The organism is Hydrogenophaga taeniospiralis (assembly GCF_020510445.1).
Lineage (GTDB): Bacteria > Pseudomonadota > Gammaproteobacteria > Burkholderiales > Burkholderiaceae_C > Hydrogenophaga.
Genome location: NZ_JAHBAG010000001.1, coordinates 2439197 through 2451890 on the forward strand (window position 1 = coordinate 2439197; position 12694 = coordinate 2451890).

Here is a 12694-nt window from a genome sequence, read left to right on the forward strand (position 1 = left end):
TTACGTTAGTGGTATGCACATCGACCGGCAAAAGGTTAGGCTGCTAAAGATCAAGTCCTCCGAAAGACCATTGGCAGAGTTACGCGATATTGCTCAGAGCACCGTAGGTCTAGGTGTTATTTTTGGGGTCACACACACACAACACACACAATGGGGTCAGGTCTGGCCTTTTGCCTATTGGTTCTCATTGGGGCAAGACGCAAGACTTGACCCCATTTCTGCTCCGTCCGGATCAAGCGAACTCTTTGACGCATCCGCACGAGGGGGGAGGTATAGCGGAAACACTACGTTCATCTCTTAATGTTCACGTCCAACTAATCTCAGGAGAACTTATGAAATCAGGTGCGAGCAAACCGGCCCAATTGATCGCAATCTCGATCATGATGGTCACATCGTCAGTGGCTGTCGGGCAGAACCTTCAGTGCCCAGATATAGCCAAGACGCTAAAAGAGTACTCGATCGATTCTTCATCTAGCAGCTACCTAAACGCCGTATTTAGTCAACATTGCCAGCAAGACGGGAGTCGCAAGTCCGACGGTGGTGGAATTGGTCTGGAAGCAGTCGTCAAAGCCATTCCCATCAAGTTCACTGGTAGCTACTCCAACTCAGAAGAGGCAGTGTCAAATTTTTGCAAGACATACGCCTCGCAGACAGCTGCCACGGCCGCCAGCGACAGCTACAAGGAAACGATCTCGTTGAAGGCGCTAGAAACGATTCAGCAATGCAACGCGCTTCAGGGGAGTGGTGTGACCATCATTCATCAAGTGAACAACGTAGAGGCAGCAAACTTCTACCTCCGAAGGTCTGTGATACAACCCCTTGAGTTGCAGGGCGTTGCCGCTACTGGCAATGTTACCTGCGAGGGCCTAGTTGGAGGAAAGAAAAAGGTGTTCGACTCTTCCATCAGCGTTTCCGTAAAGACCACTCAAAGTTTTGCCTGCAAGCGAGTAGGTCAGCGTCAAGCAGCGGGAAGCCCCCTCTTTTTTTCTGAATCCATTATTACTGTCTTGACAAATCAAGGGAACTATTCGCTCTTTTGGCCCAGGGATGAGCGGCAAAGCGAAAACATGGCGACGCAGATCGATCGTCGAATCACGTTGGCTGAAGGCGAACTCGCGGTAACCAAGGCAAACGTTGTCCCGCTTGTAAAGGCGTCCTCTCTGGCTATCTACAAATGTCCATCAGGCGCTGCAGTTTCCTACAACGCAGCCTGGATGTATCTAGGTTGCAACGGCCAGCTGTCTGCAGAAAGCACATGTAGCAACGTTTGGTACAACAAACCGGTCGAAGTTCGCCAATGCGCACCGGCCGGAAATTTGCGACTTTTCCAATAGACAAGCTTAGTCGAGGCTGCTTGGCGCGGCCTGACCCGCGCCAAGCCACTGGCCGATTGGCTGTTCCGTACCTAAGCGTCCCGCTAGCGGCCCCGGTAGCCGCGCACCCCTGTGGCAAACTCGCCCGCTTCGTTTGAAACCGGGCCGCAGGCCCCCGAGGGACATGCAGAAAATCATCGCGCAGATCGCGCAAGAGATCCGGGTGCAGGAGCGGCAGGTGCTGGCAGCGGTGGAGTTGCTGGACGGGGGGGCCACGGTGCCCTTTGTCGCACGTTACCGCAAGGAGGCCACGGGCGGCCTGGACGATGTCCAGCTGCGTGAGCTGGAGGCCCGCCTGGGCTACCTGCGCGAGCTGGAAGACCGCCGCGCCGCGGTGCTCAGAAGCATCGACGAACAAGGCAAGCTCACCGACGCTCTGCGCGCGGCCATCGCCGCCGCGCCGACCAAGCAGGAGCTGGAAGACCTCTACCTGCCGTTCAAGCAGAAGCGCCGCACCAAGGGCCAGATCGCGCGCGAGTTCGGCATCGAGCCGCTGGCCGACAAGCTGTTTGCCGACCCGACGCTGGACCCGATGGCGGAGGCCGCGGCGTTCACGAAACCGCCCGAGGTGCTGGACGATGGCAAACCGGGCGCGGACTTCTCGACGCCGCAAGCCGTGCTGGACGGCGTGCGCGACATCCTGAGCGAGCGCTGGGCCGAAGACGCGGCGCTGCTGCAGAACCTGCGCGAATGGCTCTGGGCCGAAGGCCTGCTGCAGAGCAAGCTGGTGGCTGGCAAGGACGAGAACCAGCCCGAGGTGGCCAAGTTCCGCGACTACTTCGACTACGACGAACCGATCAGCCGCGTGCCCTCGCACCGCGCGTTGGCCGTGTTCCGCGGCCGCGCGCTGGAGATCCTGGACGCCAAGCTGGTGCTGCCGGAGCCTCTTGGTGCAGGGGCTTCGACAGGCTCAGCCCGAACGGAAGGGGGCTCGGCTCGACCGGGTGCCGTGCCCTCGCTGGCTGAGGGCCGCATCGCGCTGCACCTGGGCTGGAGCCACCAGGGCCGCAAGGCGGACGACCTGCTGCGCAAGTGCGTGGCCTGGACCTGGCGCGTGAAGCTCAGCCTGTCCAGCGAGCGCGACCTGTTCGCCCGCCTGCGCGAGAGTGCCGAAGCGGTGGCGATCAAGGTGTTTGCCGACAACCTGCGCGACCTGCTGCTGGCCGCGCCGGCCGGCCCGCGCGTGGTGATGGGGCTGGACCCGGGCATCCGCACCGGCGTGAAGGTGGCGGTGGTGGATGCCACCGGCAAGCTGGTGGACACGTCCACCGTGTACCCGCACGAACCCCGGCGCGACTGGGACGGCTCGCTGCACACCCTGGCCCGGCTGTGCGAGAAGCACGGCGTGAACCTGATCGCCATCGGCAACGGAACGGCCAGCCGCGAAACGGACAAGCTGGCCGCAGACCTCATCAAGCTGGTGCAAAAAGGCACCGACGCCAGCCACCCTTGCCACGGCCTGCAGAAGGTGGTGGTGAGCGAGGCCGGCGCGTCCGTCTATTCCGCCAGCGAATTCGCCAGCCAGGAAATGCCCGACGTGGACGTGAGCCTGCGCGGCGCGGCGTCGATTGCCCGCCGCCTGCAGGACCCGCTGGCCGAGCTGGTGAAGATCGACCCCAAGAGCATCGGCGTGGGCCAGTACCAGCACGACGTGAACCAGAGCGAACTCGCGCGCACGCTGGATGCGGTGGTGGAAGACTGCGTGAACGGCGTGGGCGTGGACCTGAACACCGCCAGCGTGCCGCTGCTGTCCAAGGTGTCGGGTCTGTCGGCCAGCGTGGCCAAGGCGGTGGTGCGCTGGCGCGAAGCCAACGGCGCTTTCAAGAGCCGCCAGCAGCTGCTGGACGTGGCCGGTCTGGGCGCCAAGACGTTTGAGCAGAGCGCGGGCTTCCTGCGCATCCGCGGGGGCGACAACCCGCTGGACATGACCGGCGTGCACCCGGAGACCTACCCGGTGGTCGAGCAGATCATCGCCAGGACCGGCCAGCCCGTGGCCGCGCTCATGGGCCGCGCCGACATGCTCAAGACCCTGCGCCCGGAGCTGTTCGCCAACGAGAAATTCGGCGTCATCACGGTCAAGGACATCCTGACCGAGCTGGAGAAACCCGGCCGCGACCCGCGCCCGGACTTTGCGGTGGCGCGCTTCAACGACGGCGTGGACGACATCAGCGATCTGCGCGAAGGCATGATCCTGGAGGGCACGGTGAGCAACGTCGCCCAGTTCGGCGCCTTCATCGACCTCGGCGTGCACCAGGACGGCCTGGTCCACGTGAGCCAACTGGCCAACAAGTTCGTGAACGACGCGCGCGAGATCGTCAAGACCGGCGACATCGTGAAGGTCAAGGTGATGGAGGTGGACGTGGCGCGCAAGCGCATCGGCCTGTCCATGAAGCTGGGCGATGCGCCCGCGCGCAGTGGCCGCGAGGGCGGGGCGCCGCGCGACAACCGCTTTGAGCCGGTGCGCCAGGGCCAGCGCCCGGGCCGCCCCGGTGGGCAGGGGGGCGACTCGGCGGCGCCCGCTTCGGCCATGGCCTCCGCGTTCGCCAAGCTGCAGGGTCTGGGCAAGCGCTGAAGGGGGGCGCAACGCCCCCAGGGTTTCCCCGAATCGCGGGCGATTTCGGGGCTCAAGTTGGAGGGGGAGCCTGCCGATATCTGGTGCAGTCACACCCCCTTTTTTCCATCACGGACTTCATCCTCCTCCCATGCAACTTGAAGCCCTGCTCAACTATCCCCGCGCCCTGCCGGCCATGCCGCGCGCCGTCTCGGACCTGTTGGCCGAGATGAACAAGGAAGACCCCAGCCCCAAGCGGGTGGGGGAACTCATCGGGCACGACCCGGCGCTCACCACGCGTGTGCTGCGCCTGTCCAACTCGGCCTTTTTCCGCGTCAGCCGCAAGGTCGGCAGCGCCGACGAAGCGGTGGCACTGCTCGGCATGACCCATGTGCGTTCGCTGGTCATGGCCGCCGCCCTGGGGGCGAGCTTCAAGAACGTGCCCGGCATGGACCTGCAGCAGTTCTGGCGCTACAGCCTGCGCGTGGCCGAGATCTCCCGCTCGCTCGCGGGGCTGTTGCACCAGAACCCCGGCAACGCCTTCACCGCCGGCCTGATCCACGCGATCGGCATTCTGGTGATGCACATCGCCATGCCCGACGAGATGGCCCTGGTGGACATGGGCACTCCGCCGCTGGATCTGCAAAGGGCGCTGGCCGAGCGCAACCACCTGGGCTACACCTACGCCGAGGTGGGTGCCGGCATGGCGGAGAAATGGCAGTTTCCCCAGGAAATGGTGACGGCGCTGGCCTGCCAGAACGAGCCCTTCGAAGGCGACAACTACGACCGCCTGGCGGGCCTGCTGCACCTGGCGTCGTGGCGCGCACGGGCCGAGGAAATCCAGCTCGACAACGCCGGCCTGGTCGCGACCTTTCCAGACCTGATCGGCCTCACCCTGGGCCTGGATCTGGACAACGTGCTGGAGAAGGACCCCTCCGAGTGGTCGTTCAGCCAGGCGCTGGGGGCCTTCATCGAATAGGTACCCGAAAGCGCTCAAGTCCATGGCCACCGGGACGATGTATTTCCTGCAGATACCGCTCATTTTGAGTCCCACCCGATTGGCAGGCACCCCATGCAGCTCGACAAACTTCTCCGGCAGCCGAACGCGCTTCCGTCCGCGCCCAAGGTGGTGCGCAAGCTGATCGAGACTTTTGACCAGGAGGATGTCGATCTGCTCAAGGCGGCCGACCTCGTCGAAGACGATCCGGTGCTCACGGTCAAGCTGCTCAAGATGGCCAACTCGGCGTTTTTCGGCCTGCACCGCGCGGTGACCAACGCCCGCGACGCGATCAGCGTCATGGGCCTGATCAAGGTGCGCGCACTCGTCATCGGCGCCGCGCTGGGCGACGGCTTCCACAGCGTGGGCGGCATGAACCTCAACCAGTTCTGGCGCTACAGCATCAACACCGCCAACCTCTCACGCTACATCGCGCTGCCGATCAAGATCGACGAGAACACCGCGTTCACCGCCGGCCTGATCCACTGCATCGGTGAGCTGGTGATGCACGCCGGCATGCCCGAGGCCATGATCGACCTGGACCGAAGCATCCCCATGCTCGACCTCAAGCGCGCACGCGCCGAAAAGGGCATGTTCGGCTACAGCTATGCCGAGGTGGGCGCGGCCCTGGCGCGCGAATGGCGCTTTCCGAAGCGGATGGTCGACGCCATCGGGCACCAGATCGCGCCCTTCGACAACGACGTGTACGAACCCATCGCCGGCGTGATCCACATCGCCTCGTGGCGCGCCCGTGCCGAAGAGCTGTCGCTGGGCAGCGAGGGCCTGATCAACACCTACCCCGACCCGATCGGCCTGGTGCTGGGCATCGACCCGGACACGGTGATCGGCGAAGAGATCCCTGCGCTGACGCGGCAGGACGCGGTGCTGGAACACGCCTGAGGCCTCCTGGAGGCCCTGGATCGGGTGGTCCGCGGGGCGGTCAGGCCTTGAGCTTGAGCATCATCGCCACGGCGCTGGCCATGGCCTGCTCGATCATCAGCACCTTGGTGAATTCGTCGCCGTGCATCAGGGCATTGGTCCACTTTTCCTTTTGCAGCGATTGCTTCCAGGAGGGGGTCTGGGTGGCGGTGATCACAATGTTGCGCAGGTTGGACCGATCCGCCTCCGAGATCTGGCCGGGGCCGAACACGGCCCGCCAGTTGCCCAGATCGGTGTTGACGCCCAGTTCGTAGAGTGACGGAATGCCGTGCAGCGACTTGCGCGACGACACGGCCAGCGGGATGAGTCTTTTGCTCTCGATCGCGGTCTGAAACTCGCTGTAGCTGGAGATGGCGATCTGGGCCTCGCCCTTCTCCAGCAAGTCCATGGCCTCGCGACCGCTGCTCGTGGGCAGGTATTTCAGCCGACCGACATCGAGGCGCAACTGGCGCGCGATCATGCCGGCGAGCATGTGATCGACCCCACCCGCCGAGCCCCCCGTGAACCCCACCGCCGACAGGTCTTTGCGCATCGCTGCCGTGAGCGCGTTCATGTCGGGGAAGCGGCCGCCACTGGGCGCCACCAGCACCATGAAGTCGTTGGTCAGGCGCGCGATCGGACTGACCTGCGCCAGCGTGACCGCCGGGCGGTTCACCGCAATGGCTCCCAGCATGACCATGCCACCGATCAGCAGCGCTGCGGGGTCGCGGTTGAACCGCTCCACGAAGTCGGTCAGGCCGATCGTGCCCCCCTTGCCGCCCTTGTTCTCGTAGACAACTTCGCGGGCCAGGCCGGCCGACTGGATCGCGGCCCCGAGGGCCCGCCCGGTCTGGTCCCAGCCTCCGCCCGCGCCACCCGGGATGTAAAGGCTGAGCTTCGTCAGCGGCGTGGCGGCGTTCGCCGGACTGGCTGCGACGGGCGCATCCGCATCCTTCTGAGCGAACGACGGTGCCGCCCACAGTGCCGTGGCGGCGCCACAGGTCTTCAGCAAACTTCTGCGGAACATGGGCGGTGCCTTTGGGGTGAGGGGGGAACTGGAATTCCACCGTCGAAGGCTGTCATTTTGCTGTCAATCTTGTCGGGGAAAACCCGAGCGCCGACGGAACGCGGGACGGCGGGCGCAGCCGGTCGCTTACGGCTGGCGCCCACCCGCCCCCCAGCGGATCAGCCGCGCACGCCGCTGGTTGGCATCGGTGCCTTCGTGACCGAGGCCTGGAATCAGCTTCTGAGCTTGAGCATCATGGCCATGGCGTTGGCCATGCCCTGCTCGATGACCAGCCTGCTGGCGAAGTCCGGCCCGTGCAGCAGGGCGTTGAACCACTTGTTTTTCTCCAGCGCCTGCGCCCAGGTGGGGTGCTGGGTGGCCGCGACCACGATGCGGCGCAGGTTCTCGCGTTGCGCCGCGCCAATGCCACCGGGCGCGAACACCGCACGCCAGTTGCTCAGGTCGGTCTGCAGGCCCTGCTCATGCAGGGAGGGCACCCCATAGAGCGAGCGGCGGGAGGAGATCGCCAGCGGCGTGAGCAGCTTCTTTTCGATGTCGGCCTGGAACTCGCTGTAGCCCGATATCGCCACCTGCGCTTCGCCCTTCTCCAGCAGCGCCGCGGCTTCGGGGCCGCTGCTGGTGGGCAGGTACCTGAGTTGCGTCACGTCCTGCCGCAGCTGCAGGGCGATCATGCCCGCGAGCACATGATCGACCCCGCCGGCCGAACCGCCCGTGAACCCGACCGCGCCAAGGTTGGCGCGCATGGCCGTGGTCAGCGCCGCCATGGAGTCCAGCGCTTGCCCCGTCCGGGACACCATCACCATGAAGTCGTTGGTCAGCCGGGCGATCGGGCTGACCTGTTTCAGCGTGGCCTTCGACTGCCCGAGCGCAATCGCGCCGAGCATCACCATGCCACCGATCAGCAGCGCGGCCGGGTCGCGGTCGTAGCGGGCGACGAAGTCGGCCAGCCCGATGGTGCCGCCCTTGCCGCCTTTGTTCTCATAGGTCACCCGCTCGGCCAGGCCCGCGGCCTGGATGGCCGCACCCAGGGTTCGCCCGGTCTGGTCCCAGCCACCGCCGGCACCGCCGGGAATGTAGATGTGCAGTTCGGGCAAGCGGGTGGGGGCCGGTGATGCGGCGGGTGCCGGGGCGGCTGTCTGGGCGAACGCTGCCGGCCCCATGCCCAGCAACGCGCTGGCCCCACACGCCGTCAGCAGGCTTCGTCGATCCATGTGCAAACTCCCTTGAGTATCGGTTCCAATCGGGGGTCCATTACATTGGCGCCAGCTGTCAATCGGCTGTCAGCCGCCGGTTCATTTCGAGGCCCCGATACCGGCCGCCCCATCTTTCCCGTTCGTCTGCATCGCGTTCCCATGTCTTCCTTGCGCTTCTACGCCGGCCCCGCGGCCCGCTCCCACATCGAACAGCACGGCCTGCGCGCGCGGGACGTGGGCATCATTCCCGCTGCGGCCGGCGGCCCCAAGGGCCTGATCCTCGGGCCGCTGGACCGCTTCATCTTTGGCCACTGGCTGACGCACAGCGCCCAGCCGGTGCACCTGGTGGGCGCGTCCATCGGGGCCTGGCGCATGGCCACCGCCTGCCTGGACCAGCCCCTGGCCGCGCTGGCGCGGCTGGAGCGCGACTACATCGCCCAGCACCACGAGCTGCCGCCCGGCCAGAAGCGGCACAGTCCCGACCAGATCAGCGCGGGCTTTGGCGCCGACCTGCGGCGCTTCTTCGGCGGACGCATCGACGAGGTGCTGCACCACCCGCGTTACCGGCTGCACCTCGTGGCCTCGCGCGGGCGGCACGTGCTGGCGCAGGACGGCCGGTGGCGCACGCCGCTGGGCTACCTGGGGGCCTTCGCGGCCAACGCCGTGCACCGCAAGGCGCTCGGGGCCTGGCTGGAACGGGTGGTGTTCTCGTCCCGCGACAGCGACATGGAGAGCGATGGCGCCACCAGCGACAAGGCCACCCCGCTACCGTTTTCCACGCAGGACCTGCGCACCCGCCAGGTCGCGCTGCGTGGCGACAACTTCATGGACGCGCTGCAGGCCAGTTGCTCCATTCCCTTCATGCTGCGGCCGGTGCGCGGCATTGCCGGCGCGCCACCCGGCGCCTATTGGGACGGCGGCATCACCGACTACCACCTGCACCTGCGCTACCAGCCCGACGCCGCGTCGCCCATCGTGCTCTACCCGCACTTCCAGAAGAACGTGGTGCCCGGCTGGCTCGACAAGGCGTGGAAGCGCCGCCACCGCAGCAGCCCCGCGCTGGACCACATGCTGGTGATTGCGCCCGACCCGGCCTGGGCCCAGACCCTGCCCAACGGCCGCCTGCCGGACCGCAGCGACTTCGCCCGCTACGGCCAGGACATCGCCGCGCGCATGAAGGTCTGGAGCGCCGCCACCGCCGCGAGCCAGCGTCTGGCCGACGAGTTCGCACAGTGGCTGGAGCGGCCCGACCTCTCGCGCGTGGAGGCGCTGTGAACGCCGGCGTGCGTATTTTTGCGGCCCAGCGCTACCGGCTGAGCACGCTCACCCTGCGGTCCGACGCGCTCATCCTCGTGCTGAGGGGCCGCAAATCGCTGCATGCGCCGGGGCAACGTTTCGATGCCGGTCCAGGGCAGGCGGTGCTGATCGCGCGGGGCTCGCAGTGGGACGTGGTCAATGACCCACGCGGGCAAGCTTGCTATGAGGCCCTGGTGCTGGCTTTCGACGACGACATGGTGCGCGATGTCGAGTCGCTCACCCATGCGCCGGGCAACGCTGCCGTGGTGGGGGCGAGGGTGGTCCGCGTGGACGGCGAGCTGGACGATGCCGTGCGCCGCTGTCTGCCCGCGCCCAACGTGAAGCTGTCCGATGCGTTGATGCGCCACCGAGCGAAGGAGGTTCTGTTGCTCTTGGCGGAGCGCGGGCACCGGCTGGTGTCCACACTCGGGCTGGACTGGGGCGAGCGCGTGCGCCGGCTGGTGTCGCAGCGTCCCGATGCCGACTGGAATGTGGCCGCGCTCGCCGACGCGTTTCACCTGAGCGAATCCACCTTGCGCCGCCGCCTGCAAAGCGAAGACCTCTCGCTGGCGGCGCTGGTGCGAGAGGTGCGGCTGGAGACCGCCTTGGGCCTCCTGCAAACCTCGGCCTTGTCGGTGGGCGAGGTGGCGCAGCGCTGTGGCTGGGCATCGCACAGCCGCTTCAGTGCGGCGTTCCGCGCGCGCTGGGGTGTGCCGCCTTCCGTCGTTCGCACCTGACCGGTCGCGCACAGGGATTGACCGAAATCGGGCAGCGGTCGGCCCGAGAAGGGGCGAGCATTCAGCTCTGTTCACACCTTCATGGAGCTTGCTTTTGAAACCCGTCCTCATTCTTCTTCTTCTTGCTGGTCTGGCCGGCACCGCCGGTGCCGCCGACTTCACCCTGACCAGCCCCACGGTGGAACCCAATGGAACGCTGGGAACGTCCCAGGTGTTCAACGGTTTTGGCTGTACGGGAGGCAATGTGTCGCCGGCGCTCGCGTGGCAGAACCCGCCTGCGGGTACACGCAGTTTCGCCCTCACCGCCTACGACCCCGACGCGCCCACGGGCTCGGGATGGTGGCACTGGGTGGTCTACAACATCCCGGCGACGGTCAGCGCATTGCCCGAAAACGCCGGTCGCGTCGACGGATCGGGCCTGCCCGCTGGCGCCCAACAGGGCCGCACCGACTACGGTGTCGCTGGCTTTGGCGGTGCCTGCCCACCGGTGGGAGACAAGCCGCACCGCTACCGGTTCACCTTGCACGCGCTCAAGACCGACCGGTTGGACGTGCCAGCCGACGCCTCGGCGGCCCTGATCGGTTTCATGATCTCGGGCCAAAGGTTGGGCAGCGTGACGCTGCAGGCCACCTACGGGCGCTGAGGGCACAAAGGCGGAAGGCCGTACTGAGGCGCGGATAATCGCGCCATGTCCCGCTACCTCACCGCCGCTCTCTACAAGTTCGTCGATCTGCCCGACTTCGCCACGCTGCGCGAACCCCTGCTGGCGGCGTGTGAGGGCCATCAGGTCAAGGGCACGCTGCTGCTGGCCTGCGAAGGCATCAACGGCACCATCGCCGGCCCCGAGGCCGGCGTGCGCGCGGTGCTCGCGCACCTGCGCGCCGACCCGCGCCTGGCCACGTTGCAGCACAAGGAAGCCTGGGCCAGCCGCCCGCCGTTCCTGCGCATGAAGGTGCGGCTGAAGAAGGAGATCGTCACCCTGCAGGTGCCCGGGCTCGACCCGAACAAGACCGTGGGCCAGTACGTGAAACCGCAGGCCTGGGACGCCCTGCTGGCCGATCCGGATCTGCTGCTGATCGACACCCGCAACGACTACGAGGTCGCCATCGGCACGTTCAAGGGCGCGATCAACCCGTCCATCAAGACCTTCACCGAACTGCCCGCCTGGCTCGACGCCCAGCCCGCGCTGCAGGGCGACAAGAAGCCCCGGGTGGCCATGTTCTGCACCGGCGGCATCCGCTGCGAAAAGTCCACCGCGCTGCTGAAGATGCGCGGCTTCGACGAGGTCTACCACCTCGAAGGCGGCATCCTCAAATACCTCGAAGAGATCCCGCCCGCGCAGAGCAGCTGGGAGGGCGAGTGCTTCGTGTTCGACGAACGCGTGAGCGTGGGCCACGGCCTGCGGCCCGGCCCCCACGAACTCTGCCGCTCCTGCCGCTGGCCGCTGGCCGACGCCGACAAGGCCTCGCCGCACTACGTCAAGGGCGTGAGCTGCCCGCACTGCCACGACCAGCGCACGCCCGAAGAAAAGGCCGGCCTGGCCGAACGCCAGCGCCAGGTGGAGCTGGCCGAAGCCCGTGGCGAGGTGCATGTGGGCGCGCGCATGCCGGAGCACGAGCCACCCCATTGATGCGGTGGCGCAGGCCGGCTCACTGCGCCTGCGGCAGGCGCAGCAGGCTCCCGTACTTTTCCGCCAGGTGGCTTTCGGCCCGCTCCAGCATGAAGTAGCGGAACGCCTCGGCCGCGGGTGAGAGCAGCTTGGACAGGGTGTGCACCACGTTCCAAGCGCGCACGATGGGCGTGCCTTCCACGTCGAGCGTGGCGATGAGCCCGTGTTCGAGTTCCAGGCCAATGGTGTGCAACGAGAGGAAGCTGATGCCCATGCCGGCCATCACGGCCTGTTTGATGGTCTCGTTGCTGCCCATCTCCATCACCACGCGCGGCTCCATGCGCGATTTCTCCAGAAAGTTTTCCATCGCGGCGCGCGTGCCCGAGCCGCGTTCGCGCAGGATGAAACCGTAGGGCCGCAGGCTGTCCACCGTGGGGTGGCCCACCTTGAGCAGCGGGTGGTCGGTGGGGGCCACGAACACATGGGGGTGCGCGGCAAAAGGCTCGGCGCGCGTGGCCAGTTCTTTGGGCGGGCGGCCCATGATGGCGATGTCCACCTCGTTGCCGTGCAGCATCTTCACCAACTGTTCGCGGTTGCCCACCGCGAGGCGGATTTCCACGCCCTCGTGTTCGCGCTGGAACTCGGCCAGCAGCCGCGGCAGGAAGTACTTGGCGGTGCTGACCATGCCGATGGTGAGCGTGCCCACCTCCAGCCGCTGCAGGCGCGCGGCGGCGTCTTCGGCGTCTTTCAGCGTGGCGAGCACCTTGCGCGCGTACACCAGCATGTATTCGCCCGCCGTGGTCAGCGCCACCTGGCGCCCGGTGCGCTCGAACAGCGGCAGGCCCACATGGCCTTCGAGCTCCTTGACCTGCATGGTCACGGCCGGTGGCGAGAGGTGCAGCACCTCGGCCGCGCGGGCAAAGCTCAGGTGCTTGGCGACCTCGACGAAAACCCGGAGCTGGCGAAAGGTGGCGTTCTTCATTAAGAAATAAC

The 12694-nt window shown here is 66.4% G+C and carries 11 protein-coding genes; 8 read left to right on the plus strand and 3 right to left on the minus strand.

Annotated elements, in window-relative coordinates:
* Positions 1-332: 332 nt before the first annotated feature.
* The 4 genes from KIH07_RS11685 (at position 333) to KIH07_RS11700 (ending at position 5821) form a co-directional block, all read left to right on the plus strand.
* Entirely contained in the window at positions 333-1334 is a 1002-nt protein-coding gene (locus tag KIH07_RS11685; protein WP_226492130.1) for a hypothetical protein, read from the plus strand.
* Positions 1335-1497: 163 nt separating this feature from the next.
* Entirely contained in the window at positions 1498-3945 is a 2448-nt protein-coding gene (locus tag KIH07_RS11690; protein WP_226492131.1) for a Tex family protein, read from the plus strand.
* Between the two features lie 130 nt (positions 3946-4075).
* A complete protein-coding gene (locus KIH07_RS11695; RefSeq protein ID WP_226492132.1) occupies positions 4076-4903 on the plus strand; it encodes an HDOD domain-containing protein in 828 nt (275 codons plus the stop codon).
* 93 nt (positions 4904-4996) lie between these two features.
* Positions 4997-5821 (plus strand): HDOD domain-containing protein, encoded by an 825-nt coding sequence (locus KIH07_RS11700; RefSeq protein WP_226492133.1) that lies wholly within the window; start codon positions 4997-4999, stop codon positions 5819-5821.
* A 40-nt stretch (positions 5822-5861) separates the two neighbouring features.
* Here the strand turns inward: KIH07_RS11700 and KIH07_RS11705 are convergent, their stop codons facing one another.
* Both KIH07_RS11705 and KIH07_RS11710 read right to left on the minus strand, forming a co-directional pair.
* Entirely contained in the window at positions 5862-6866 is a 1005-nt protein-coding gene (locus KIH07_RS11705; RefSeq protein ID WP_226492134.1) for a Bug family tripartite tricarboxylate transporter substrate binding protein, read from the minus strand.
* A 212-nt stretch (positions 6867-7078) separates the two neighbouring features.
* Positions 7079-8077: a tripartite tricarboxylate transporter substrate-binding protein gene (locus tag KIH07_RS11710; RefSeq protein WP_226492135.1), complete on the minus strand. Its 999-nt coding sequence runs from the start codon at positions 8075-8077 to the stop codon at positions 7079-7081.
* A gap of 141 nt (positions 8078-8218) precedes the next feature.
* Between KIH07_RS11710 and KIH07_RS11715 the strand changes: the two genes are divergently transcribed.
* The 4 genes from KIH07_RS11715 (at position 8219) to KIH07_RS11730 (ending at position 11722) form a co-directional block, all read left to right on the plus strand.
* On the plus strand, positions 8219-9334 hold the full coding sequence (locus KIH07_RS11715; protein WP_226492136.1) for a patatin-like phospholipase family protein: 1116 nt from the start codon (positions 8219-8221) through the stop codon (positions 9332-9334).
* Positions 9331-10092: a helix-turn-helix transcriptional regulator gene (locus KIH07_RS11720; protein ID WP_226492137.1), complete on the plus strand. Its 762-nt coding sequence runs from the start codon at positions 9331-9333 to the stop codon at positions 10090-10092. Before KIH07_RS11715 ends, KIH07_RS11720 begins: the two co-directional genes overlap by 4 nt.
* 94 nt (positions 10093-10186) lie before the next feature.
* A complete protein-coding gene (locus KIH07_RS11725; RefSeq protein WP_226492138.1) occupies positions 10187-10735 on the plus strand; it encodes a YbhB/YbcL family Raf kinase inhibitor-like protein in 549 nt (182 codons plus the stop codon).
* A 45-nt stretch (positions 10736-10780) separates the two neighbouring features.
* The gene (locus KIH07_RS11730) at positions 10781-11722 is read left to right on the plus strand and encodes a rhodanese-related sulfurtransferase (protein WP_226492139.1); all 942 of its coding nucleotides are present in this window, start codon (positions 10781-10783) and stop codon (positions 11720-11722) included.
* Between the two features lie 19 nt (positions 11723-11741).
* On the opposite strand, the gene KIH07_RS11735 is transcribed toward KIH07_RS11730, so the two are convergent.
* Entirely contained in the window at positions 11742-12683 is a 942-nt protein-coding gene (locus KIH07_RS11735) for a LysR family transcriptional regulator (RefSeq protein WP_226492140.1), read from the minus strand.
* Between the last annotated feature and the right edge of the window lie 11 nt (positions 12684-12694).

Bases quoted from the DNA above. Each gene is read 5' to 3' on its own strand.
- KIH07_RS11685 (WP_226492130.1), top strand. From the start codon at position 333: ATGAAATCAGGTGCGAGCAAACCGGCCCAATTGATCGCAATCTCGATC.
- KIH07_RS11690 (WP_226492131.1), top strand. From the start codon at position 1,498: ATGCAGAAAATCATCGCGCAGATCGCGCAAGAGATCCGGGTGCAGGAG.
- KIH07_RS11695 (WP_226492132.1), top strand. From the start codon at position 4,076: ATGCAACTTGAAGCCCTGCTCAACTATCCCCGCGCCCTGCCGGCCATG.
- KIH07_RS11700 (WP_226492133.1), top strand. From the start codon at position 4,997: ATGCAGCTCGACAAACTTCTCCGGCAGCCGAACGCGCTTCCGTCCGCG.
- KIH07_RS11705 (WP_226492134.1), bottom strand. From the start codon at position 6,866: ATGTTCCGCAGAAGTTTGCTGAAGACCTGTGGCGCCGCCACGGCACTG.
- KIH07_RS11710 (WP_226492135.1), bottom strand. From the start codon at position 8,077: ATGGATCGACGAAGCCTGCTGACGGCGTGTGGGGCCAGCGCGTTGCTG.
- KIH07_RS11715 (WP_226492136.1), top strand. From the start codon at position 8,219: ATGTCTTCCTTGCGCTTCTACGCCGGCCCCGCGGCCCGCTCCCACATC.
- KIH07_RS11730 (WP_226492139.1), top strand. From the start codon at position 10,781: ATGTCCCGCTACCTCACCGCCGCTCTCTACAAGTTCGTCGATCTGCCC.
- KIH07_RS11735 (WP_226492140.1), bottom strand. From the start codon at position 12,683: ATGAAGAACGCCACCTTTCGCCAGCTCCGGGTTTTCGTCGAGGTCGCC.